Raw genomic sequence first — 25789 nt, forward strand, 5'->3', positions numbered from 1 at the left:
AAACTGATTTCACTAATATCAATTTTTTTTATTGTAGCATAATACTCATAAATATACAATATGTTTTTAAGACTTTAATTGAGTTATAGATTGTAGAATTCTTCAAAAGATTTTTCAACATATAAATGATCCACAACTCCACACAATTCTCTTATAGAATGCATTGCAAGCAGTGCTGTTCCTATATCAACAGATCTCAATGCTAAATGTGTTGAACTTATAGGTCCAATTGTAGAACCTCCAGTTTCATCTGATCTGTTTACAAATTTCTGAAATGGAATTCCTGCTTTTTTACATATTTCAGTATACACTGATATAGAATTGCTATCAGAAGTATACTTTTGATTTGCATTTATTTTAATTACAGGTCCACCATTTATGTGAGGTCTATTAGTTGGATCTGCCTTTTCACCTTTGTTAGGGTGAACCGCATGTGCTGAATCAGAAGATATAATAAAGGATTTGTTAAGAGCTCTAAAGAAATCTTCTCTATCACCACCAAAAGATAACACTATTCTTTCAAGTATATCAGATAAAAATTGAGAATCGGCTCCTTGCTTACTGGAACTTCCTATCTCTTCATTATCAAAGCACACAAGAACATTTGTCATTTCCGATACGCTTGACTTTGTTAAGGCAGTTACTCCTGCATGAACCATTTCTAAATCGTCTAATCTGCTGCTAGATATAAATTCATTGTTTAATCCCATTATACAGCCTTTATCATATTCGTAAAGCACAAGATCAAAATCCATTATATCCTCTATATCTACATTTAATTCACTTGCTATTAACTTAACAAGATAATTATCTTTCTCAAGGCTATCGTTAATAAGTCCAAGCACAGGAAGCATATCAATTTGCTTATTTAATTCTATGCCTTTATTTATATTTCTATTCATATGTATCGCAAGATTAGGTATTATAAGTATAGGCCTATTAATATTTATAAGTTCAGTTTTAGGATTTAAAATGCTCCTTCCTTTTAGAGTTACTCTTCCTGCTATAGATAAGGGCCTGTCAAGCCAAGTATTTAAAATAGGTCCTCCATACACTTCTGTATTCAACTTTAAATATGACCCTTCTGAAATAATTTCAGGATCTGGTTTTATCCTAAAAGTAGGAGAATCTGTATGGGCTCCTATTATTTTAAATCCTTTTTCGCAATAACGCCACTTCCAACACCAAAGGCAATTAAAGCTGAACTATTTCTTGTAACAAAATATCTTCCATTTTTTGAACTTCCCATCTATCTTCTTCATTTAATTCTATAAAGCCATTATCTTTAAGCACACTGCTTATGCTATCTACTGCATGAAAAGGTGATGGACTTTTATAAATAAAGTCAATCAATTCTTCAGCATATTCTAATTCATTTTTCATATGTCATCCTCCAAATTTATCATTATACTGCCTGTAATTTTAAAATTGATACTAATACGATTTATTCCACTAACACTATATATAGTTATAGTATACAAAATACAATTATTTTTTTCCAGTATATTTACCAAATGTGTTATAATTAAAATTAATTATATTTGAACCTCGTAACACAATTATGCATCAAGATTTTTTTAACATAACTTAAAATTTTTATCTATTATATAAGGAAGTGATTATTTTGTTTTCAAATTTAATTATATCCAAATTCATAAGAAATCATGACGATACTGCTGATAAAAAGGTTCGCGAAAATTATGGAATATTAAGCAGCATAATGGGATTAATAGTTAATTTTATTCTGTTTTTAATTGAACTTATTATAGGATTTATGTTAAACAGCATTGCAGTAATTGCAGATGCCTTTCATAATCTTGCAGATGTTAGTTCATCTCTAGTAACTCTCATTGGCTTTAAGCTTTCAAGCAAACCAGCTGATAAAGAACATCCTTTTGGTCACGGAAGAATTGAATATCTTTCTTCTTTATTAGTATCAGCTATAATATTGGTTGTAGGCTTTGAATTTGTGAAAAGCTCATTTTTAAGAATCATACATCCGGAAGAGACTAAATTTAATTTAATTTCTTTTATCATAATTATAATTGCTATTCCGCTAAAATTATGGCTAAGTCATTTTAATAAATACATTGGTAAAAAAATCAATTCCTCTGCACTTTCAGCAGCTGGTGCAGATGCTCTAAATGACGTCTTTATACTTTCTGGAGTAATAATTTCACTCTTAGTATGGGCATCTTTTCATATTTCTGTTGATGGATATGTGGGAATTGTAGTTGCCATTTTCATAATATTTTCTGGTTTTTCCATAATGAAAAGCACTATTGATCCTCTTTTGGGTCAAGCTCCCGATCCAGCCTTGGTAAAAAATATAAAAAGCCTTGCAATAAAATATGATTTAATTATAGGGATACATGATCTTATAATTCATAACTATGGTCCTACGAGATCCATGGCGTCATTCCATGCAGAAGTTCCTTACAATGTGCCAATAATGAAAATTCATGATGAAATAGATAGGGCTGAAAAAGAAATATCTGAAAAACTAAATATGCTTATAGTTATACACATGGACCCTATACTCACAGATTCAGAAGAGGTTAACGAAACCAGAAAGGAAGTATCATATATATTAAAAAAATTCCCTCAAATAAATTCTTTTCACGATTTTAGAATTGTTGGAACCGGTGACCACAAAAAGCTTATATTTGATATTGTTATAACCTTTGACGTTAATATTTCAAAAGACGCTGAAAATCAACTTATAAATAACATCGAAAATGAAATAAGAAGAGTTCATCCTAAATACGAAGCAATAATAACCATAGATAGAGATTATACAGAAACCTTGTAAATTAATTGATTATCAGTACTTAAATAAATTTTATAAATCTAAAATCAAAAATTTCAAAGAACTTTTAGTAACTCACTATAGATAAACAAGCTGAAATATTTAAATTACCAATACCAAATTTATCCTTACAAACTAGAATTTGTCGAGCTGAGTGAAGGGTTTTAATTCGCCCTGCTCATTAAAAAACTAACTTTTTCACTTATGTGAAAAAGTGAAGGGTTTGACATAGCTTTGCTTGTCAAAAAGGATAATGGGTCTGAAGACCCAAACCCCTTATATATAAAGAGAGCATAGCATTTTGTTAAGAAGGATAATGGGTCTGAAGACCCAAACCCCTTATATATAAAGAGAGCATAGCATTTTGTTAAGAAGGATAATGGGTCTGAAGACCCAAACCCCTTATATGTTTACTTCTTTGCAGTTATTTTTACCCAGGAGTCGTTGTAAAACTTTCTGGTATTTCCGAGATCTGTGAATACTTCGGAATTTTTGAGAGAAGCATCATCTGGATAAGAAGCTTTGTTATTTTTTTCTTCATTTTTTAAGAGAGAATAAGTGGCTTTATTAGGTGTTCCATAGCCAATATAATCTACATTCTTTTTATTGACCTTTGCATCGAGCAAAAAGTTAAGAAATTTCTCGGCTGCTACTTTATTTGAAGCGTTTTTGGGAATTACCCAGCTGTCAAACCATAAATTTGTACCTTCCTTTGGTATCACATATTCAAATTTTCCAGACTTTTCTTTCATAAGCACAGCTGCATCTCCAGAATAAATAACTCCAATTGGTTTCTCGCCATTTCGTAAAGAATCCTTTATTTCGTCACCTATATAAACTGGATTCATATTTTGTTTTTGCTTTATAAGCTCATCTGCTGCTTTATTAATTTGTTCTTTATTTGTGGAGTTAACAGAGAAACCTAAACGCTTGAGTGAAACACCTATAGAGTTTCTCATGTCATCTGACATGAAAATTTTGCCTTTATATTTTGTGTTCCAAAGTATATTCCAACTATCTATTTTATCTTTAATTTGAGTCTTATCATAGATTATTCCTATAGTTCCCCACATATATGGCACTGAATATTTGTTTTTAGGATCATAGTTTAAATTTTTATATTTGCTATCTATATTAGAATAGTTAGGCAGATTTTTAAAATTAATTGGTTGTACAAGATCTTCTTTAATCATTCTGTCAATCATATAATCTGATGGGCAGATAAGATCGTATTTATTTGTGCCAGATTTTACTTTTTGGTACATTTCTTCGTTGGTTGAAAAGGTTTGATAGTTTACCTTTATACCTGTTTTTTGTGTGAAATCTTTTATTATACCTTCATCGATATATTCTCCCCAGTTAAAAACATTAATGGTTTCTTTAGTTGAACCTGGTTTTATGCTGCAGCCCGTAAACATTGAAACAATTATCATTAGTGCAGCGGAAATTGATATGATTTTTTTTATATTTTTCATTTCTTTTCCTCCTTAGATAAAAATTCTTTCCCATTTGCAAGGAACAATAATATTAAGATGGTTAAAAACATCAGCGTAGATAATGCATTTATTTCCGGACTAATACCTCTTCTTGCCATGGAGTATATTTCAATTGAGAGGTTAGTGACATCATTTCCCGTATTAAAAAAGCTGATTACAAAGTCATCTATAGACATTGTAAAAGCGAACAAAAAACCAGCTGCTATGCCAGGTTTTATTTGCGGTAATATTATTTTTCGCATAGTATATCTTGGTGTAGCCCCAAGATCTAAAGAGGCCTTCACGATATCTTTTGGAAGCTGCTTAAGTTTTGGAAGCACAGATAATATTACATAAGGTGTAGAAAATACGATATGTGCTATGATCAGTGTAATTAACCCAAAAGGTATTTTGAAAAATATAAAGAGTGTCATTAAGGATACAGCAGTTACAATATCAGGATTAAGTACTGGTATATTATTGAAGTTTAGTATTGCCTTTTTTTGTATTCCAGACACCTTGTCTATGGATATTGCACTTAAGGTTCCAAATATTGTTGATGTTACTGACGAAACTATAGCAACAAGAACTGTATAATAAAGTGCAGTAAGTATTCTATCATCACTTAACAATGAACTATACCATTTTAGTGAAAAGTGTCCCCAGTTTGAGGAATATTTTTCTGAATTAAAGGAAAATATAATTAAGGAAAAATATTGGGCATATAAAAAAATATAAACTAAGGTTAAATAAAATTTTTTTATATATTTTCTTACCATAGACGGCCACCTCCTTTAACATCTTCTGTATTATCAAATCTTGAAAGTATGGCCATTGAAATTAATATTATAACCATCATTAAAATTGATATAGCAGATCCAAAATACCAGTCTCCAACCGTTGTAAATTGAGACTCAATAAGGTTACCTATAAGCATAAACTGACCACCGCCTAGGAGTTTGGATATTACAAAGGTTGAAACAGCAGGCATAAATACCATGGTTATACCAGACATTATTCCTGGTATGCTTAAAGGAAAAATTACTCTTTTAAAAACAACAAATCTATTTGCGCCAAGATCAGAAGCAGCTTTTATTACATCCTTATCTATCTTTATAAGAACTGTATATATAGGAATTATCATAAATGGAAGAAAGTTATATATCATGCCCAGTATAACTGCTGTGTTTGTATATAGAATGTCCACTTTAGAAATACCTATAAAAGCAAATATTTTATTTATTATACCGTTTTTACCTAAAATTGACATCCAAGCATAGGTTCTTAATAAAAAATTCATCCACATAGGAATTACAAGTAAAAGCATTAAAATATTTCGTGTTTTAATTTTAGCTTTTGAAACTATATAGGCAGCGGGATAACCTAAAAGAAGGCATATAATTGTAGAAATAAGTGCTAATTTTATGGAGTTAAAAAATACTAACATATATAGGGAATTAAATAATTTCTTATAATTATCTAGCGTAAAGATTCTGTCACTATTTGTAAGGCTGAAATATATTACGAGAAAAATAGGAACAACTATAAAAATTATGCTCCAAATTAAATAAGGATATTGAGATAATGAAGTTTTCTTTTTCATTACTGATTGCAAGGCTTTCTCATAATGTGTATATCATCAGGAAATATATTTATACCTATTTCTTCTCCAATTATGGTATGTTTTGTATTGTGAATTATCCATATAGCATTATTTATCTCAACCTTAATTTCGTAGTGAACTCCTCTAAACACAACAGAAATAACTTTTCCCTGTAGTTTTCCTGTTTCTTTATCTGAAATTTTTATATCCTCTGGTCTTATTACTACGTCAACTTCTTCATTTTTATTGAAACCTTTATCTACGCAGTTGAAATTAATTCCATAAAAATTAACTTTATAGTCATCTAACATAACTCCATCTATGATATTGCTTGCGCCTATAAAATTTGCAACAAATTTATTTCTGGGTTCATTATATATATCTTCAGGAGTTCCAATTTGTTGTATATTGCCCTTATTTAAAACAACTATGGTATCAGACATTGTAAGGGCTTCTTCTTGGTCATGTGTTACAAATATAAATGTTATGCCAAGCTTTTTTTGAATGTTTTTAAGCTCAAGCTGCATTTCTTTCCTAAGCTTTAAATCAAGAGCTCCAAGTGGTTCATCAAGAAGTAAGAGCTTTGGTTCATTTACAAGCGCTCTGGCTATTGCAACTCTTTGTTGTTGCCCTCCACTTAAAGAATCTGTTGATCTTTTTTCAAAGCTTTCAAGTTCAACCATTTTTAACATATTTTTTACTTTTTCTTTTATAATTTTTTCTGGAAGCTTTTTTACTCTAAGACCAAAAGCAACATTTTCATAAACATTCATATGAGTAAATAATGCGTACTTTTGAAACACTGTATTTATTTGTCTTTTATAAGGGGGAGCAGAATTAATTTCTTTTCCTTCAAAAATAATTTTCCCGTCATCAGGTGTTTCAAAGCCTGCAATTATATTCAATGTAGTTGTTTTTCCACAACCGCTTGGACCTAAAAGAGTGATAAATTCATTTCTTCTTACTGCAAGGTTTAAATTATTGAGAACGGTATTGTTGTCGTATTTCTTGGTTATGTTTCTTAAGTTTATTATGATATCGCTTTCCATAATTAGTTTAAACACCTCTTTTGAAATATTAAAATGAAGGAGGAGAACTTACCCATATAATTTTGGCGGTTTTCTTCCCATGATTTAGTATTTGGTGATTTACATTGGCTTTAAAATAAAAACTCTCACCTGATTTAACCTTGTATTTTTTATTTCCTAGTTTGATATTTATTGTGCCATTTAAAACATATCCAAACTCTTCACCTTCATGAGGCTCATCTTCAGGATATTGTCCATTTTCATTAAGCGTAAGGATGACAGGTTCCATAGAGTCCTTTTGAGAATTTGAAACAAGCCACATAAGATTGTACTTTAAAGCTTCATCTGAAGTTTCACACATATCGTCTTTTTTAAAAACTACTTTTTCTTCACAATCTTCTTTGAAGAACTCAGGTAAATTAGTTCCTAAGGCATCCAAAATATCTGTTAAAGTAGCTATGGAAGGTGAAGTGAGATCTCTTTCTATTTGTGATATGAAACCCTTTGAGAGTTCACATCTATTTGCAAGTTCTTCTTGAGTAAGCTGCCTTTCTATTCTAAGCCTTTTGATTTTTTTTCCTATTTCCATAATCCACCACACAATTATAAAATTTCGTTCATATTGATAGTATATGTAAACTTTAAGTTTAAATATACTAAACTTAACAATAAATAATTATACAAACATTTTTTCATAAATCAATATTTAATTAGATTTTGAGAAAAAGTTTTAATATAGCGCATATTAAGGAAGGATGGTTATCACCTAAATCTGTAACAGTAAAAATATTTGCAACATATTATGAGACTAAACATGAAGATAAATACTGCAATAATTAAGTAGTGTTGAAAGGAGTTTTGATAAGAAAATGACTACTATTGATCCCAAAAAATACCTAAATTTATAAGTCAGTTGATTATTCCTCCAGTCTATATGCCTAAAGTTGTAAAAAAGGCTAGTTCTGGCGAAATAATAAGCCATAATTATATAGTTTATGTAAGTCAATTTAAAGAGCAAATACTTCCAGATGGTTTTCCAATGACCACAGTTTTTGGATATGGTGGTAGGGTTTTTAGTAAGATTACAGGTAAAATAATAAATAATTTTAGAAGAGCACCAGGAGCAACCTTTGAAGCTGTAAGAGGTGTAACGATGAATGTTCAGTGGATTAATAATTTAAATGGACCAAGTCTTTTGCCGGTAGATCCAACACTTCACTGGGCAGATCCTAATAATATAGGAATGGTTGAATCAAGTTCTGTTCCACCTTTTCCACCAGGACTCACTAAAGCTCAAATTCCAGTTCCAATTGTTACTCATGTTCATGGAGGAGAAAATAGTTCAGTTTTTGATGGGCATCCGGATGCATGGTTCACTGAAGGAGAAAATAAAATTGGAAGTGAGTTCATAACATCCCTTTATAGATATCCAAATAAGCAAAACCCAACTACATTATGGTATCATGATCATACTCTTGGAATTACAAGACTTAATGTCGTTATGGGATTGGCTGGATTTTATATAATAAGAGATCCTAAAAATCCACTTGATATTCCAGGGAAAATACTTCCGGACAAAAGGCATGAAATTCCACTAGTAATTCAAGACAGAACTTTTAATATAGATGGTTCTTTTAATTTTCCTAATGTAGGAATTAATCCAGATATTCATCCATATTGGCAGCCAGAGTTTTTTGGAGATACAATTATGGTAAATGGCAGAACATGGCCTAATTTGAATGTAGATAAAGGAGAATATCGTTTTAGAATATTAAATGGCTCAAATGCTAGATTTTATAATTTCAAGTTTTCTAATGATATGGAGTTCTTTCAGATAGGTAGTGATGGGGGATACTTAGAAGAACCAGTAAAACTTAATTCTATCCTTCTTTCACCAGGAGAAAGAGCAGATATATTAGTCGACTTTTCAAAAATAACATCTGGGAAGAAGCTTATACTTCAAAATACAGCGAATGCACCATTCCCAAGTGGTGAGGTTCCAGATTCAGATACCGTAGGAAAGATCATGCAATTTACTGTTTTAAATTGCCGACCAATTAAGAAATTAAAGCTTCCTAAAAAATTAAATGTAATTCCGAAACTTACACCAGATGTTCCTAAAAGAACTTTAGTTTTGTTTGAAGTTGCTGGTGAAAATGGTCCGCTTGAGGTCCTACTTAATGGGCAAAAATGGTCAGCACCAGTTTCTGAAACCCCAGTAGTAGGTTCAACAGAAGAGTGGGAAATTGTAAATCTTACTGGAGATGCACATCCTATTCATTTGCATTTAGTTCAATTTCAAATTTTAAATAGACAATTATTTAAGGTTGATGATTACAGCACTAAATGGCTTGAATTTAATGGAGAGCCACCATTAAATCATCCTACTGTTGTTCTTCCAACTGAAGGATATCTTGTTGGAGATCCGATTTTGCCTGATGGGAATGAGGGTGGATGGAAAGATACTATTAGGGTAAACCCTGGAGAAGTTACTAGAATTGTAATTAGATTTGCACCTCAATACGCTGATCCAGATTTAGTTAAGCCTGGAGTTAATATTTTCCCATTTAATCCATCCTCAGGACCAGGATATGTTTGGCATTGCCATATACTTGATCATGAAGATAATGAGATGATGAGACCGCTTAAAATTATTACGAAGTAATACTGTTTTGTAACATTAAAAAAGTTCTATAAATCGTTCCTTCAGCAGTACAAGGAAAAAATTTCTCCGTACCTACGGAATTTTGGGTGTGAACTTGTCCACTGATTTATTGATTAACAGTGATTATAGAGTGTTTTTCGTAGGGAACCGGAGAAAAATTTACCTTGCATTTCCGGTTTAGCGAAGTAACAATATTGAAGAGATGATTTAAATGAAAGCTAATAAATCTTAGGTGATAATTGTTAAAAGGCTTAGAAGTTTCAATCTGTTTGAACGATAGCGAGTTATTGAAACTTCTTAGAATTTTGACAATTATCACCTTAGATTTATAGTTTCCATTTAATATCTCAAGATACTGTTACTTCGCAATATTTTTAAATTATAAGCGTTGGTGGGGCATAGACCCTTGCTTTAAGTTCATTATCTAGCAAATACAATCCTTTAGGGTCGTTACCGAATAATTCAAATTTTTTCATTAAATCTTCCGAGTTTTTTTCTTCTTCTCCTTGCTCTTTTATGAACCAGTCTAAGAATTGTGTGGTTCTAAAATCATTTATAGAAAAAGCAGCAGAATATATTTTGTTAATGCATTCGGTTATTTTTTGCTCATGTTTAAATGTTGCTTCAAGTGGTTCATAGAAGGTCTCAAATTTTATATCAGATGAGTTTATAGGTTTTAAATTAATTTTTTCACCATTATTGAGCATGTATTTAAAAAATAACATAGCATGATCTTTTTCTTCTTGCACTTGAACAAAAAACCAATTTCCAAAGCCGTCAAGATTCTTGTTCATAAAATAATTATAAATATCAAGATAAAAATATGAAGAATAAAATTCAAAATTAATTTGATCATTTAATAGAAACGATATTTTTTCATTTAACATAATATTCACCTCCATAATTTTTAAAGAACACAAAACTATATATGTTATACATAATTTTAAACAAAAAAATAAAAAAAGGCAAATTATATAGCAAAATTCGGTAAAAAATATTATATTTTGATGACTATTTATTTAAGATTATATCCTAAAATATTAAAATTATTTGTAGTATAATAAAAATATATTTATGTTTAAGAGGTGCAGTATGATTAGAAAAATTGATGATTTAGAAATGAATAACGATATTATTGAAATGCTTAATGATTTTTCGGAATTAAGGGAAGTAGAAGGGATTTTATTAGCAGGGTCACGTGCAGTTAAAACAAACGATAAATTTTCAGATTATGATGTGTATGTTTATTTAAGCAAAGATATATCAGTAGATGAAAGAAGAAAAATAACTGATAAGTATTGCAGTTATATGGAGTTAGACAACCGGTTTTGGGAGACAGAAGATGATGTGACATTAAAAGAGGGCAATGTTCAAGTTGAAATAATATATAGAAATTTAGATTGGATTAATGATTCATTAGACAGGACTATTGTAAAATGCGAAGCTGATACTGGATATACAACTTGCTTTTGGTCAAATATAAAAAATTCAGTTATATTATACGACAAAGCTGGCAAGTTAAATAAGCTGCAGGATGAGTGTGCAGTACCCTATCCAAAAGAATTAAAGGAGAATATATTAAAGAAAAATTATCCTTTACTTAAAAGTAAAATGCCTGCCTATTATTATCAAATTGAAAAAGCGTTAAAAAGAGATGACTTTATAAGTGTAAATCATAGGATAGCAGCTTTTTTTGCAAGCTATTTTGATATAATTTTTGCTGTAAATGAAATGCTTCATCCAGGTGAGAAAAAGTTACTAAAAATTATAAGAGAAAGAGATCTTAGAGTTCCAGTAGATATGGATTTAAATGTAGGTAATATTTTGAAATTTTCAGCAGCAGGTGACTTTAAAATATTAGAAGAAATAGACTTATTAATCAATAATTTAAATGCATTTTTAAAAAAAGAAGGCTTATGGAATGAATGGATGAAATAAAGTATGAATATAAATGATTTAATATTTTACATTCATTATTGTAATAAAAGAGACTGTACAGATAAAGATAGATTGCTAAAGACAATTTCTAGAAAAATAAATCACCATGAATTTATTCTTATAACTGGAGGAAATGGCAGCGTTACTATTTCAAATAAGATGTATAAGGCAGAGCAAGGAATGCTTTTATATTTAAAACCTGATATTTTTCATTGCATTAAACCAGATCTAAATGATCCATTAAATTTTATATCAGTTCATTTTAGTTTTACTAATGTAGAATTTGACAACAATAAGTGGAAAATAAAGTATGAAAAAGACGATTTGCCATTACGAGAAGTCCAATTTTTAGATAATTATTATAGTATTAAGAGTTTAATGAGAAGTATGCTAGAAGTTTGGTATGAAAAGTTTCCAGGTTATGAGTTTGTTTCTAAGACAATGTTTCAACGAATTTTATTTAAAATTTTTAGATCTGTAGAAGTAAGGTCACCAAATTATTCAAATTCTTTAAAGATAAAAATAATTATAAAATTTATGACAGATAATATAAATAAAAAGATAACTTTAAGTGAATTATCACAGCTTGTAAATTTATCTCCAACATACTTATCAAAGGTGTTTAAAAAAACTACGGGTTATTCAATAATTGAGTTTTTTAATAAAATGAAAATAGATAAGGCTAAAGAACTTATTATTGAGGGAGATAAAAAGATAAAGGAAGTTGCAGAAATTGTTGGATATAAGGATGAGTTTTATTTTAGCAGAATATTTAAAAAAATAGAAGGAATAAGTCCAAAAGAATTTTGTGGCAAGAATGTCCATGAAGTTTAATATATTGCATGGTATTACTGGAATTCAAGGCTTATAATTTGGATATAATTTTCATATATTTATTTTACACAAATGAAGGAAGGGATTATATCCATGAAATTATGGAGAAGGAATTTGGTGGTTTGCTGGGTGGGAATGTTCATAACTGCCATTGGAATGAGTCAAATTGCACCTATATTACCTTTATACGTGAATCATTTAGGGGTACACAATACTAATAGTATAGAACAGATATCTGGAATTGCTTTTGGAGTCACATTTATAGTGTCAGCAATTTTTTCACCAATATGGGGTAAAGCAGCAGATAAGTTTGGAAGAAAACCTATGCTTTTACGTGCAAGTCTTGGTATGTCGATTGTTATAGGTTCTACTGGTTTTGCAACTAATATATATCAGCTTATAGGACTTAGGCTTTTGCAAGGAGTAATTACCGGCTATACTACAGCATGTATAACATTAATTGCAACCCAAGCAGATAAGGAGCATGCTGGATGGGCACTAGGAACCCTTTCAACAGCTTCAGTTTCTGGAGCATTGTTAGGTCCGATAATAGGTGGTTTTATAGATGAAGTAATTGGACCGCAGGGTGTTTTCTTTATAACAGGCAGCCTTATGGTTGTAGTTTTTATAGCAACTTTAATATTTGTAAAGGAAGATTTTAAACGTTCAGATAAGAAGGTTATGAGTGCTAAAGAGATCTGGAGCATCTTGCCCGATAAAGGTATACTAATAACAATGTTTATAACTGCTTTTGTTCTGCAATTAGCACTTTACTCAATAGAGCCAATAGTTACAGTTTATATTAAGCAGTTGTCACATGATGGTTCTCATGTGGCATTGATTTCTGGTTTAGCATTTTCTGCTTCAGGACTTGCAAGTATAATTTCTGCACCTAGGCTTGGAAGACTTTCTGATAAAATAGGAGCACGAAAAGTTATATTGGGCTCACTTATTGCTGCTGGAGTGTTTTTTATACCACAAGCATTTGTAAAGAGTCCATGGCAGCTTATGGGGCTTAGATTCTTATTAGGTCTTGCTACAGCTGGGTTAATACCATCTGTTAATACCTTGGTAAAAAAATTATCTCCAGAAGCTGTTACAGGAAGAATATTTGGTTATAGTATGTCAGCTCAATACTTAGGAACATTTGCTGGATCGGTATTTGGCGGACAAATATCCTCGCATTTTGGAATAAGAAGTGTGTTTTTTGTTACTAGTACCCTATTGTTATTAAATGCGTTATGGGTTTATGAAACGGTGTATAAAAGGTTGGCTAAAGAATATAACAATAAATACTTACCAAAATGCAGTTAAAGATAAAAAGAGATAAATATAATTTAATAATTAGATGAAGATGGTGATTATATGGATTTTAAGCAGCTTAATGCCTTTGTGACCATAAGTAAGCTCCATAGTTTTACAGGAGCAGCGAATATGCTTGGTTATGCTCAATCAACTATAACCAATCAAATTAAACTTCTTGAAGAAGAACTTGGTGTGAGGCTTTTTGAGAGAATAGGAAAAAATGTAACAATGACTCATGAAGGAAAAAGGCTTTTACCATATGCTAAGCAAATGTTAAAGCTATCCTATGAAATTAAAAATGTAGCAGTTAATGATGAAAAACCAACAGGTACATTGACTATTGGAGCGGCAGAATCCTTGTGTGTAATTAGACTTCCAGAAATACTAAAAGAATATAGGAGACTTTATCCGGAAGTTGAAGTATCTTTAAAATTCGGAAGTTGTGCCGATTTTAGACATTTTTTAAAGAACAACATAATTGATGTGGCCTTTTCTCTAGGCACTAAAATAGATTCAGAAGATTTTATATCAGAGGTTGAATTTGATGAGGAAATGGTGCTTTTAGCCTATCCTGGTCACCATTTAATAGGTAAAGATGAGGTGTTTCCCAAGGATATTGAAAACGAACCTCTTATACTAACAGAAACAGGCTGTAGTTATAGAGCAGCATTTGAAAATATTTTAAATGAGTACAATATAAAACCTAATCTTGTCCTTGAAACTGGAAGTGTTCAGGCTATAAAACAATTTACCATGAGTGGACTTGGAATAACACTGCTTCCTAAAGTATCGGTTAAGGATGAACTTGAGAGTGGAAGAATGATTGCACTTAATTGGGCAGGCCCTGAATTTGGAATTATATCTCAAATTTTATATCACAAAGATAAATGGATATCGCCAGCTCTAAATGCGTTTCTTAAACTTTCAAAGGATATAATAGGCAAAAATATTTAATGCATAGCATAGATGAACAACTTGAAACATAGAAATTATAATACACACTAAAATTAAAATGAAATTTATATAAAGAAATTTAAAGTATAAAAAAGACAGGCAAACTCCCATTATGGGGCGAATGTCTGTCGCGGTACCACCCAAATTATTACTTATGATTATAACGGCATTACCGGCACAACTTACTCTAAATAATTTCAGTCTGCAACTCTGGAGTGATTTTCAACAAACTTTAGCTTATGGGTTCCCACCAAACTCCCATTCTCTGAAAGCATATGTTTGCTTACTTGTCTCCGTCATCGTTTTTGTGTTTGCAATTACTATAATATAAAAAAGTTTTTTATGTCAACAGAGAAAATTAAATAAATTTAATGCAAACTATGGAAAAATTCAAATTTAATTTAAAATTATATAAGATATAATCGTTTTCTTATTTTAAAAATGTTAATAAATACAATTAAAAACTTTCAAAATAATAATTTTTTGCTTAAAATTATGCTTTTTTTATACGTTTTTTTTGAATATAATGTAGAAAAAATAATTTTAGAAAAATAATAAAAAACTATTGACATTATACAACTATGGTATTATCATCATGTCATACACTAAAATTTGTTAAGTTGAAATTGAATTTATTATAGAGAAATAATTAAGGGTAAAATGAAAGATTATGTTCTGAGATTTTTGCAATTATCTAAGTAATCTTGTAATTTATCTTTGTTTTTATACCACAAAATATGAGCACATCTATTATTATTGCTTTAAGTAAAAGTTTGGGTGGTACCGCGCAGTTAAGATTCTCGCCCCAAGGAGAGAGTTTTGGCTGTTTTTTTATGCAATTTTTTAAAAGAGAGCTATTATATTGCAAAAAGTAATCATAATATTCAAAACAATCACAAAAAATTTAATATTCAAGAGGAGGATATATAATGAAAAGCGATTCTGTTAAAAGGGGAGTTAAAGCGGCTCCAGCAAGAGCATTAATGTATGGAATGGGGTATACCAAGGAGGAAATTGACAAACCGCTTATAGGTATTGTAAATTCTCAAAATGAGGTAGTTGCGGGTCATATGCATTTAGATGAAATTGCTAAAGCTGCAAAACTTGGAGTAGCTATGTCAGGAGGGACGCCTATGGAATTTCCAGCTATTGCAGTTTGTGATGGAATTGCCATGGGACATATAGGAATGAAGTATTCACTTGCCAGCAGAGAGCTTATAGCTGATTCTATAGAAGCTATGGCGATGGCCCATGGTTTTGATGGACTAGTTTTAATTCCTAATTGCGATAAAATTGTTCCAGGAATGCTTATGGCCGCTGCAAGACTAAATATTCCTGCAGTAGTAGTTAGTGGAGGACCTATGAGATCAGGAAAATTAAAAAATAAAACTTTAGATTTTAGTACATGTATAGAGATGGTTGGAACTTGTAGTGATGGAAAGATAACAGAGGAGGAACTTGAAGAAGAGACTAAAAGATCATGTCCAGGATGTGGTTCATGTTCAGGACTTTTTACAGCAAACAGTATGAATTGCCTTACAGAAGTTCTTGGAATGGGATTGCCTTTAAATGGCTCAGCTTTAGCACAAACTGGGAGAGAAATCAACTTGCAAAATATGCTGGCATGTACGTAATGGATTGTGTTAAAAACAATAGACGACCAAGGGATATAATGACATTAAAAGCTTTTGAAAATGCTATAACAGTTGATATGTCCATGGCAGGCTCTACTAACACGGTGCTTCATCTTCCAGCAATAGCTCATGAAGCAGAAATTGAACTTAATTTAGATTTATTTGATGAAATAAGTAGAAGAACACCATGTTTAACTAAGCTAAGTCCAAGTGGAAAACATCATATGGAGGATTTGCATATGGCAGGTGGAATACCAGCCTTATGAATGAACTTTGTAAGAAAAATCTAATTAATAAAGAATGTATGACAATTACGGGGAAAACCGTTGGGCAAACTGTGGAAAATTATAAAGTAGAGGACTATGAGGTCATAAGAAGTGTTGATAATCCTTATAGTAACAAAGGTGGAATTGCAATATTGAGGGGGAATATTGCAGTTGATGGCTGTGTTGTTAAGGAATCTGCTGTGGCAAAGGAAATGCTTGTACATGAGGGTCCTGCAAGAGTATTCAATTCAGAAGAAGAAGCTGTTGATGCTATATTTGGAGACAGAATAAATAAAGGGGATGTTGTAGTAATAAGATATGAAGGACCAAAGGGAGGTCCAGGAATGAGAGAAATGCTTTCACCAACATCAGCCATAGCAGGAATGGGACTTGATAAAGATGTAGCCCTTATTACAGATGGTAGATTTTCAGGCGCCACAAGAGGAGCAGCTATTGGACATGTATCACCGGAAGCTATGGAAGGTGGATTAATAGGTCTTGTAGAAGAAGGAGATACGCTCTTTATAGATATACCAAATAAAAAACTTGAATTAAAAGTAAGTGAAGATGAATTGAAAAAAAGAAAGCTGAATCATGTAAATCCAGAACCTAAAATCAAAAGTGGGTATTTATCTAGATATGCAAAGCTAGTTACATCTGCTAATACTGGGGCAGTACTAAAATAAGAAATGTTTTATAGAAAGAGGGCTAATTAAGTGATAGAAAAGATAAGTAAATTATGTAATAAGTATTTTGCACTTTTAGTAATTTTAGTTGCAGCAATAGGACTATTTAGACCTAGTACATTTTTGTGGGTAGTTCCAAAAGTATCGCTGCTTCTTGGAATTATAATGTTTGGCATGGGTATGACTCTTAAAAAAGAAGATTTTAAGGAAGTTTTTACAAGACCGAAAGATGTGCTCATTGGCGTAGTAGCACATTATATCATAATGCCGTGCATCGCATATCTTTTATGCGTTGCATTAAGACTTCCAAAAGAGATTGCTGTTGGAGTAATACTTGTTGGATGTTGTCCAAGTGGTACTGCTTCAAATGTAATGTGCTTTATTGCAGGGGGAGATCTAGCACTTTCGGTATGTATAAGTTCGGTTTCAACACTTTTAGCACCACTGTTTACACCTCTTTTAATACTTTTGTTAGCTGGAAAATGGGTATCGATACCAGTATTGGAACTATTTATTGATATTGCAAAAATAGTTATATTGCCAATTGTTCTTGGTGTAGTAGTAAATAAGGTTGCAGGAAATGCTTCTAAAGAAATAGTAAAGTTTCTTCCTATAGTATCTGTGGTTGCTATAGTTTTAATAGTTGGAGGAGTTGTGGGGGCCAATTCTAAAAAACTTATAACAACAGCAGCAATTTCAATAGGAGCAGTCGTACTTCACAATTTATTTGGTTTCTTATTTGGATATCTGGCAGCTAAAGTAATGAAAATGGATGAGGCTAAAAGAAGAGCAGTTGCTTTTGAAGTTGGAATGCAAAATTCAGCATTAGGAGTATCCTTAGCTATGAGCTTCTTTTCACCATTATCCGCTATTCCAGCAGCAATATTCAGTGTTTGGCATAATATTTCGGGACCAACTTTGGCTAGTTTTTGGGCAAATAAGCAAGTTTTCAATAATGTTGAAAATACAAATGAAAAAATAATAGAATAAAGAATATAATAATGTTATATAACTAAGTAAAGGATTTGACATGCAGTGCATTGTTAAATCCTTTACCATTTGTTGATTTAGTTAGCCAATTTAATTCTTTTCTATATCCGCTTTCCCTATAGGATATGATACCATACATAGTCAACAGGAATTTTTTCTGCTATGTGGTTTTAAATAAAGGCTTCTTTTTTGATTGCATAATTTATAATTAATTAGTTCTTGGAGTTTTGTATGTATATTCAGCTCACAAACAGTTAATGCATTATGGGTTAATGGTAGTATCCGTGTAACCAGTGACAAAGTAGGAATAAAAAAGCCGCACTACCTTTTGAGTTAGTACGTCTAGTTAGAATGTTATGATTTAATTTACTTAAATTTTTCTATTCACTATTAATAAATTTATCTAAAGATTGTTTTTAATATTTTCCTACTGGTGCTAAATAGATAACAAATTCTTCGTCATCATCAAGTTTTAAAAATTTATCCATATCTTTTTGCATATATGAAGCAATTGCACATGTACCAAGTCCAATACTTTCACAGGTAAGATATAAATTTTGACACATATGACCTGCGTCTAGTAATATAGCCTTATGTGCACTTATATTATATTCCCATTCTGAACGATAAGGGACACAACTCCATATAAATATTACCGCACCTTGTCCAATGAATTTTTGCCCAAATGTGTACTTGTTTAACTTTTCCATGTAATCTTAATCATAGAACAAGAAGATTAATTGATTTGTCAAGGATAGGAAACGGTAAATACCTTTTTCTATTCCGTCTACATTATTAATAACTAAATATGTTTTAAATGGGTGTCTTCCTTCTACTTCGTCTCTTTTTTATGCAGTTATAACTATCTCTATCTTTTATCAACAATTCATTTATTGAAGGTAAATTAATGATACTATCACTTTTATCTATGTTTTTTTTGTATTTGTGGATGTGGTATCTTTTTTTCCCTATCTGAAATATTGTCAGTTAACCCTATATTTGATTTTAAAAAATCTCTATAAGTATTTATTTCACTCATCTCTACACCTCTTATGTTTAAATTATTTTCAATACCTACGTTAAATCGTATTATTCTACCATTCCCAATTAATTATATCACTTATTATAGCATATTTATTTTACTAATTTCTTTTACACCATTTATGTTAAACATGTTGTGGTTGCGTAGTAATTGAACATTTGTTATCACCAAGTTAACCCAAGCTCATCACAACGAGCATCACCTTCAGTAAAACAGTTTTTCAGCTCAGCTTATTGAGACACTACAAAGTGGAGGAAAACCGACAATGTTAGGGCGTGCAATTGGAGGATTAGGACGTATTTATAAAACTCAGCATAATCTTACATATATTGATGACGAAACTTATAGGCGTAAGATTCTAACTCAATTAAATCGTGGTGAATCACGTCATAGCCTTGCAAGCGCTGTATTCTATGGTAAAAAAGGAGAACTTCATCAAGCATATAGAGAAGGACAAGAAGATCAATTAGGTGCATTGGGACTTATTGTTAATGCTATAGTTGTGTGGAATACACGTTATATTGAAACAGCCATTGATTCTTTGAAAATTACTGGTTACGATATAAGTGATGTTGATATACAAAAATTATCACCATTAGGTTACGAATATATTAATATTATGGGTATATATTACCTTAATTTACCAGCGGAAATTAAGAATGGTAAATTAAGAACATTATTACTCTAAATATATTTTAAACATATTCCTTAAAAATGAAAAAGGTAGGATTTGAGTCACACTATAAGAAATATAAGACATAACTGAATCTAAAATTATATTACCTCAACTCTACAAATTGGAACTTATGACACTTATTTATGAGATGACGCAATACGAACTGCCGCAGCCATCCCACCATCACCATACGATGGATGATCTATAAAATCATCTGATACTTTGCTTAGAGTATGTTTTATAGTTATCGTATGGAGAATTTCACTTTCCCATCCGTAAAGCCTTGATATAGATGTGGATTCAATACCCAGTATCGCTTCAGTTACATGCTCACGATATGCATTGATATGTTTTTCAATAATAAAGCGCATGAGATCAAGTCGCTTCGACATGCTTTTTACATTTGACGAGTCAGGTGCAGTACGATAGTCTATTAACGGTCTTTCGACAATTCCAATATATGTATCTGGCATAGTTTCCAACATACTTAAAAAGAAATCCCAGTCCTCAAAACCGGAGCACATGGACTCATCATAGCCACCACACTGTTTCCATACTTCACGCCGAAGGATATGTGTTGCCGGGCAACAATTACGTGCGAGAAATGCAGCTATGTTACCTCCGCACGGACAAACTGTTGCATCAAGAACTCCGAAAGTATGCATCCAAGATGAGGCTGCAATCATAGATGGATTATTGCGCAATATGTGGCTAACCTGCTCAATATACGAGGGTTCAAGTCTATCATCTCCATCAAGTACCAACACCATTGGTGTTTGTGCCCTACGAATGCCAGTATTTCTTGCAGCAGATACTCCGCCGTTTGGCTGCTGCAGTACTGTTACTGGAACGGATATGTTGGAATCCAATTTGATATTATTCAATATATTGATGGAGTTCTCATCCGTTGATCCATCATCCACTATGATAATTCTTGCTGGTAGTGTTGTTTGGTTGCACAAAGAACGAACTGCTTCAAGAATCATAGAACCCTGATTAAAACTAGTAATAACTGCTTCGACATCTTTGCTAATATAATGCTTATCATTATTTATATCCACTATAATATCCTCCCTAAATTACTATTTGTCTATGTATTATATTAATAATTTTTACTTTACCATTTTTACAATTACGATGTAAGCATATAGATAATAATATCATTTTTTACTATAATTTAAAATGAAATCTTGCATATTAATATGTATATAAACTATCCTAAATTAGATTGTAAATAAACTTCTTTTTTTGTTCTCCTGTGATTCCAACATATCTTAAAGTTTGTGATTTTGAAGAATGATTAAATATAGAAAAACTACTCTAATGTTTTAATTTGTTAGAGTAGTTTTCCACTTTTTTAGCACAGTAGTAATTTCCTTCAATAATAAATTGATAGTGTCTTGTGCTTCACATATTAAATTATCAAATCTTTCTTCTACACCTAAAATTCCGTAGTTACGGAAGAATTTTTTCCTTGCACTACCGTGGGAGCGAAGTATTGTTACTTCGTGGTTAGGTACCTTGGGCTTTTAAAAGTTCAGCAGTTAATACTCCGCCGCCAGCCGCTCCACGTAAAGTATTGTGTGATAGGCAGACAAATTTATAGTCATATACCTTGTCTTCTCTAAGTCTTCCCATAGTTATTCCCATTCCATGTTCAAAATCACGATCTAGTTTAGTCTGAGGTCTATTGTCTTCAGTAAAGTAGTGTAAAAACTTCTTTGGAGCACTTGGAAGATTAGTCACTATTTCTGAAGCTTTATAATTTTCCCAGGCAGACAGTATTTCTTCCTTTGAAGGCTTTTTTTCAAAGCTCACAAAAACAGCAGCTAGATGTCCATCAGATATAGGAACTCTTATGCATTGAGTTGTTATAATTGGACTTTCAGCGTTTACAATCTCATTATTTTCAATTTTACCCCATATCTTTAGAGGTTCATTTTCACTTTTTTCTTCTTCGCCGCCTATAAAAGGTATTACATTGTCAACTATTTCAGGAAAGTCATTAAAGGTTTTACCAGCACCTGATATTGCTTGATAAGTACACGCAAGTATTACTTTAGGTTTATACTGAAGTAGTGCACTTATTGGTGGAACATAACTTTGTATTGAACAGTTTGGTTTAACTGCAATAAAGCCTCTTTTTGTTCCAAGACGCTTTTTTTGAGTTTCAATTATCGCTGTGTGATCTCCATTTATTTCTGGTATAACCATAGGAACATCTTTGGCATATCTATTAGCTGAATTATTTGAAATTACTGGTGTTTCATGCTTTGCATATGCTTCTTCTAGTTTTCTTGTTTCTTCTTTATTTAATGAAATTGCGCAAAATACAAAATCTACGTCACTGCATATTTCGTCAATGCTTAAAGCATCTTTAACCACCAACTTCTTTACACTTTCAGGTATAGGTTCATTCATCTTCCATCTATTTTTAACCGCCTCTTCATAAGTTAGACCAGCAGATTTTTTACTTGCAGCAATGACAGTAACCTCAAACCAAGGATGGTCTTTTAAAAGGCATGCAAATCTTTGTCCTACCATGCCTGTACCGCCTATTAATCCCACTTTCAATTTATTCATAATAGCACCTTCCCTTATAGGGTTATCGACTTAACTATTAATTTATGCGTGTCTCATAGTGCTTTGAAACATGTATAAATTAAGTCTTAGTACGATAATCCTTAATTAATATTTCTTATATATTTATGGTATCATATAAGATTAAATTAGTAAAATTGATAATTTTAATAAGAATAATCAATATTTTTGATTGATAGTTTATAGTACATAAAAGGGCCATTCAAATTTATTTAGTTATATAGATAAATTGAATGGTCTTTTAAATTATATGAAATTATTTTTGATTTTATTTAGGCAACTTCTTCAGTTTTTGAAGCTTTATAATTCTTGAAAAAGCTTCTGGTTTCAGCAACGATTACGCCGCTCAAGCCTAACAGGGCTATAAGATTTGGTATTGCCATAAGTGCATTAACTATATCTGCAAGAATCCAAACTAATTCTAGTTTTAAAAAAGCACCAATAGCTACTAAGCATATAAATAAAATTCTGTATGGTATTATACCTTTTACACCAAATAAGTATTCTGTGCATCTTTCACCGTAGTAGTTCCAGCCTATTATAGTTGTAAAGGCAAAGAAAATAAGTCCTATTGTAACTATAAATTTACCAATCGTAGGCATAGGTAGCCCAACTGAAAAGGCATAATTTGTCATGGCAGCGCCTTTTAAATTTGAATTCCAAGCACCAGTGGATACCAGTACTAAACCTGTCATAGTGCAGATTACAATAGTATCAAAGAAAGTACCTGTCATGGAAATTAAACCTTGGCGGACACAAGATTTTGTTTTAGCAGCTGCAGCAGCTATAGGAGCGCTTCCAAGACCAGATTCATTTGAAAAAACACCTCTAGCCACACCATTTTGAATGGCTTGCTTTACAGTTGCACCTAAAAATCCTCCAACAGCAGCAGTGGGGGTAAATGCACTTTTTACAACTAGAACCACAGCGTGAGGAAGGGCAGAGGCATTAAATGCTAAAATTACGATTGAACCTATTATATAAAAAATTGCCATAAAAGGTACTACAAGTTCTGCAACTTTCGATATGCTTTTTATTCCTCCAAGTGTTACAAGTGCAACTAAAATGGTTATTATAATTGAAGTTACTATTATAGGGACATTATAAGCTACGTGTGTAGCTTCAGTTATGGAATTGATTTTGCGCAAAAGTACCAATTCCGAGGCAGGCTACACATATACCAAAGAAAGCAAAGGCTTTAGCAAGCCATTTTATACCCAAGCCTCTTTCTATGTAATACATAGGACCACCGGACATTTGACCATTTTTATCTGTTACTCTGTATTTAACAGCAAGTAAACCTTCAGCATACTTTGTTGCCATTCCAAAGAATGCTGCCATCCACATCCAAAAAAGTGCACCTGGTCCACCAGCTTTAATTGCAGTAGCAACACCAACTATGTTTCCGGTTCCTATAGTTGCAGCAAGTGCAGTACATAAGGCTGCAAAGCTAGTAACATCACCTTCTCCAGCGTCATCATCTTTATCCTTGCTGAAAAGGTATTTTAATGCTAGTGGTAATCTGAGAATTTGAAGTAAATTAAGACGTATAGTAAGATAAATTCCAGTTCCAACTAATAATACGAGAAGCGGCGTTCCCCATACAAATGAGTCAACCTGATTGAGTAGTTTCGTTAATTGTTCCATTTTATCCCTCCATGTATTGAGCAATTAGCTCTTTAAAGTATGTTGTGATTGGGACTTAAATGGGAAGAGATAGTACAAAATTAAATAATTGCAAAAACAAATTTTGTAAAGATAATTACTCGTCCCCTGTCCTTTTACCTGAGAGTTTCACCTTTCGGCTTGCTCCTTCGGTGCTCATTTTGAGTCTCTCCAAGGATTCATCCAATAGCGGTCATCTTATCCTTAAGCAATTAATGTAACTGCTTAAGGGGTTACCTGAAAGATTGACTTCTTCGGTGGATAATATATATCGCTCTCCCACTATTTTCATCTGAACTAGAAATAAATAAAAAAATTTAAATTTTATTTGTAAAAAATACTTGTTACAAATAAGTTACTATAATTAGTACAAAAGTATTGTAATGCATGTACAAAAAATTTTTCAATAGTATATGTATGATAATAATAAAAATAATAATAAAATTATAGCTTTTGCCCTTTCCATTTTGATTTGATAAATTATACATAAAATAGGGGCTAAGTTATGAAAATAATGCTTAAAATTTTATTATCTTTCATGTGTGTTGTTGTTTTGACTTGTATTGTAGGGGGATTTGGAATTGTCCAAGTTAAAAAAGTTAATTCCAATATAGGTAGAATCTACAACACGGATATGAGTGGAAGCAATGCACTTAATGCACTAAAAAACAATATTGGGACAGCTAGGGTGGATATGCTTTTGCTTATGGATCCTAATAATGGTTATCAGGTTGACAAGCTAATTAAAGATATGGATACGCTTGAAAAAGAAAATAATCAGTTAGTAAAATATTATAAGCAAAATTTAATTACAAATGAAAATAAAAAATTATTCGAAGGATTTGAACAGTATTTTGACGGATGGAAAACGACTAAGGTTCAGTGCGTTGACTATGTGAAAAATAAAGATTACAATGATGCTCAGGTTGAGTTTGAAAAAAATTCTGATTATTTATCGAGCATAATTGAAAATCTAGATAATGAAATAGAATTAAATACTAAACTAGCAAAGAAAGATTATAATAATAGCCAATCTGAATTCGAAAAATCTGTTGTTTTTTGTATCATTATCATTATTATAAGCATGGTAGCTGCAACTGTGCTTGGGTTATTTCTTGCTAAAGATATACATATAGCTTTAGAAAAAATAAGGAAATACGCTAAGCAGCTAGCAGATTTTAATTTTTCAACTCCTATAAAAGTAACTAGAAAAGACGAATTTGGCGAAGCAGGTAAGGAGCTTAATAAAGCTCAGGAAAATGTAAGAAATCTAATAAAAACTATTATGTTAAACTCACAGGATATGAGTGCTGCTAGCGAGGAGCTTTCTGCAACTTCTGAAGAATTGTCATCAAAGGCCGAAACTATAAATAATTCAGTAAATGACATAGCTTCTTTAGCAAGTGAGACAAGTAATGCTTCTCAAGAGATAAGTGCTGCAGTGGAAGAGATAAATGCAAATGTAAATCAGTTATCAGCTAGATCTGCGGATGGAAGTAAAAGTTCTAGTGATTCAAAGGAAAGAGCTATAAATATAAAAAATGAAGGAGCAAAAACAATACAGGAAAGCAGAGAGATTTATGAAAAAAGAGAGAAGATATAATAAAATCAATTGAAG

Annotated in this window: 18 protein-coding genes, 3 pseudogenes, 1 riboswitch and 1 other annotated feature; of the genes and pseudogenes, 10 read left to right on the forward strand and 11 right to left on the reverse strand. The window is 31.6% G+C overall.

Annotated elements, in window-relative coordinates:
* Window positions 1–83 precede the first annotated feature (83 nt).
* A pseudogene (locus AGR56_RS13435) lies at window positions 84–1383 on the reverse strand (M18 family aminopeptidase).
* Window positions 1384–1624: 241 nt separating this feature from the next.
* Here AGR56_RS13435 and AGR56_RS13440 point away from each other — a divergent pair.
* Window positions 1625–2812: a cation diffusion facilitator family transporter gene (locus AGR56_RS13440; RefSeq protein WP_053242661.1), complete on the forward strand. Its 1188-nt coding sequence runs from the start codon at window positions 1625–1627 to the stop codon at window positions 2810–2812.
* Between the two features lie 407 nt (window positions 2813–3219).
* Here the strand turns inward: AGR56_RS13440 and AGR56_RS13445 are convergent, their stop codons facing one another.
* The 5 genes from AGR56_RS13445 to AGR56_RS13465 are packed head-to-tail and all read right to left on the reverse strand — an operon-like array spanning window position 3220 to window position 7504.
* Window positions 3220–4284 (reverse strand): spermidine/putrescine ABC transporter substrate-binding protein, encoded by a 1065-nt coding sequence (locus AGR56_RS13445; protein ID WP_053242662.1) that lies wholly within the window; start codon window positions 4282–4284, stop codon window positions 3220–3222.
* Window positions 4281–5063 carry an ABC transporter permease gene (locus tag AGR56_RS13450; protein ID WP_053242663.1) on the reverse strand — a complete coding sequence of 261 codons (783 nt, stop codon included), beginning with the start codon at window positions 5061–5063 and terminating at the stop codon, window positions 4281–4283. The genes AGR56_RS13445 and AGR56_RS13450 overlap by 4 nt, the downstream gene beginning before the upstream one ends.
* Entirely contained in the window at window positions 5057–5887 is an 831-nt protein-coding gene (locus AGR56_RS13455) for an ABC transporter permease (RefSeq protein ID WP_053242664.1), read from the reverse strand. The genes AGR56_RS13450 and AGR56_RS13455 overlap by 7 nt, the downstream gene beginning before the upstream one ends.
* Window positions 5887–6936, reverse strand: a complete 1050-nt coding sequence (gene potA / locus AGR56_RS13460) for a spermidine/putrescine ABC transporter ATP-binding protein (protein WP_053242665.1) — start codon at window positions 6934–6936, stop codon at window positions 5887–5889. The genes AGR56_RS13455 and potA overlap by 1 nt, the downstream gene beginning before the upstream one ends.
* Window positions 6937–6964: 28 nt before the next feature.
* Entirely contained in the window at window positions 6965–7504 is a 540-nt protein-coding gene (locus tag AGR56_RS13465) for an XRE family transcriptional regulator (RefSeq protein ID WP_053242666.1), read from the reverse strand.
* 345 nt (window positions 7505–7849) lie between these two features.
* On the opposite strand from AGR56_RS13465, the gene AGR56_RS13470 reads away from it, so the two are divergent.
* A complete protein-coding gene (locus AGR56_RS13470) occupies window positions 7850–9580 on the forward strand; it encodes a multicopper oxidase (RefSeq protein ID WP_084757027.1) in 1731 nt (576 codons plus the stop codon).
* A gap of 374 nt (window positions 9581–9954) precedes the next feature.
* Here AGR56_RS13470 and AGR56_RS13475 read toward each other — a convergent pair whose 3' ends face one another.
* Entirely contained in the window at window positions 9955–10467 is a 513-nt protein-coding gene (locus AGR56_RS13475) for a ferritin (protein WP_053242668.1), read from the reverse strand.
* Window positions 10468–10672: 205 nt separating this feature from the next.
* Here AGR56_RS13475 and AGR56_RS13480 point away from each other — a divergent pair, with 205 nt between their 5' ends.
* The 6 genes and pseudogenes from AGR56_RS13480 to AGR56_RS13505 all read left to right on the forward strand — a co-directional run bounded on the left by AGR56_RS13480 (window position 10673) and on the right by AGR56_RS13505 (window position 18187).
* Window positions 10673–11518: a DUF4037 domain-containing protein gene (locus tag AGR56_RS13480; RefSeq protein ID WP_053242669.1), complete on the forward strand. Its 846-nt coding sequence runs from the start codon at window positions 10673–10675 to the stop codon at window positions 11516–11518.
* A 3-nt stretch (window positions 11519–11521) separates the two neighbouring features.
* Window positions 11522–12352, forward strand: a complete 831-nt coding sequence (locus tag AGR56_RS13485) for an AraC family transcriptional regulator (protein ID WP_053242670.1) — start codon at window positions 11522–11524, stop codon at window positions 12350–12352.
* 93 nt (window positions 12353–12445) lie between these two features.
* Window positions 12446–13666 (forward strand): multidrug efflux MFS transporter, encoded by a 1221-nt coding sequence (locus tag AGR56_RS13490; protein WP_053242671.1) that lies wholly within the window; start codon window positions 12446–12448, stop codon window positions 13664–13666.
* A gap of 51 nt (window positions 13667–13717) precedes the next feature.
* Complete coding sequence (locus AGR56_RS13495; protein WP_053242672.1) at window positions 13718–14611, forward strand: LysR family transcriptional regulator; 894 nt, start codon at window positions 13718–13720, stop codon at window positions 14609–14611.
* 110 nt (window positions 14612–14721) lie between these two features.
* Window positions 14722–14920, reverse strand: a binding site (T-box leader).
* Between the two features lie 620 nt (window positions 14921–15540).
* Window positions 15541–17197 (forward strand): annotated as a pseudogene (gene ilvD, locus AGR56_RS13500) (dihydroxy-acid dehydratase).
* Window positions 17198–17227: 30 nt separating this feature from the next.
* Window positions 17228–18187, forward strand: coding sequence for a bile acid:sodium symporter family protein (locus tag AGR56_RS13505; RefSeq protein WP_053242673.1), 960 nt, complete (start codon window positions 17228–17230; stop codon window positions 18185–18187).
* A 416-nt stretch (window positions 18188–18603) separates the two neighbouring features.
* Here AGR56_RS13505 and AGR56_RS13510 read toward each other — a convergent pair whose 3' ends face one another.
* Window positions 18604–18897, reverse strand: a complete 294-nt coding sequence (locus AGR56_RS13510; RefSeq protein WP_053242674.1) for a SagB/ThcOx family dehydrogenase — start codon at window positions 18895–18897, stop codon at window positions 18604–18606.
* A 564-nt stretch (window positions 18898–19461) separates the two neighbouring features.
* Between AGR56_RS13510 and AGR56_RS13515 the strand changes: the two genes are divergently transcribed.
* Entirely contained in the window at window positions 19462–19917 is a 456-nt protein-coding gene (locus AGR56_RS13515; protein ID WP_278279702.1) for a Tn3 family transposase, read from the forward strand.
* A 125-nt stretch (window positions 19918–20042) separates the two neighbouring features.
* On the opposite strand, the gene AGR56_RS13520 is transcribed toward AGR56_RS13515, so the two are convergent.
* The 3 genes and pseudogenes from AGR56_RS13520 to AGR56_RS13530 all read right to left on the reverse strand — a co-directional run bounded on the left by AGR56_RS13520 (window position 20043) and on the right by AGR56_RS13530 (window position 24153).
* The gene (locus AGR56_RS13520) at window positions 20043–20966 is read right to left on the reverse strand and encodes a glycosyltransferase family A protein (protein ID WP_231016488.1); all 924 of its coding nucleotides are present in this window, start codon (window positions 20964–20966) and stop codon (window positions 20043–20045) included.
* Between the two features lie 451 nt (window positions 20967–21417).
* Window positions 21418–22488: an aspartate-semialdehyde dehydrogenase gene (asd, locus tag AGR56_RS13525; RefSeq protein WP_053242676.1), complete on the reverse strand. Its 1071-nt coding sequence runs from the start codon at window positions 22486–22488 to the stop codon at window positions 21418–21420.
* Window positions 22489–22778: 290 nt separating this feature from the next.
* Window positions 22779–24153 (reverse strand): annotated as a pseudogene (locus AGR56_RS13530) (sodium:alanine symporter family protein).
* Between the two features lie 116 nt (window positions 24154–24269).
* Window positions 24270–24356, reverse strand: a riboswitch (glycine riboswitch).
* A gap of 320 nt (window positions 24357–24676) precedes the next feature.
* On the opposite strand from AGR56_RS13530, the gene AGR56_RS20370 reads away from it, so the two are divergent.
* Window positions 24677–25774, forward strand: coding sequence for a methyl-accepting chemotaxis protein (locus AGR56_RS20370; protein WP_157055770.1), 1098 nt, complete (start codon window positions 24677–24679; stop codon window positions 25772–25774).
* Window positions 25775–25789: the final 15 nt, after the last annotated feature.

Source organism: Clostridium sp. DMHC 10 (assembly GCF_001270375.1).
GTDB lineage: Bacteria > Bacillota > Clostridia > Clostridiales > Clostridiaceae > Clostridium_S > Clostridium_S guangxiense.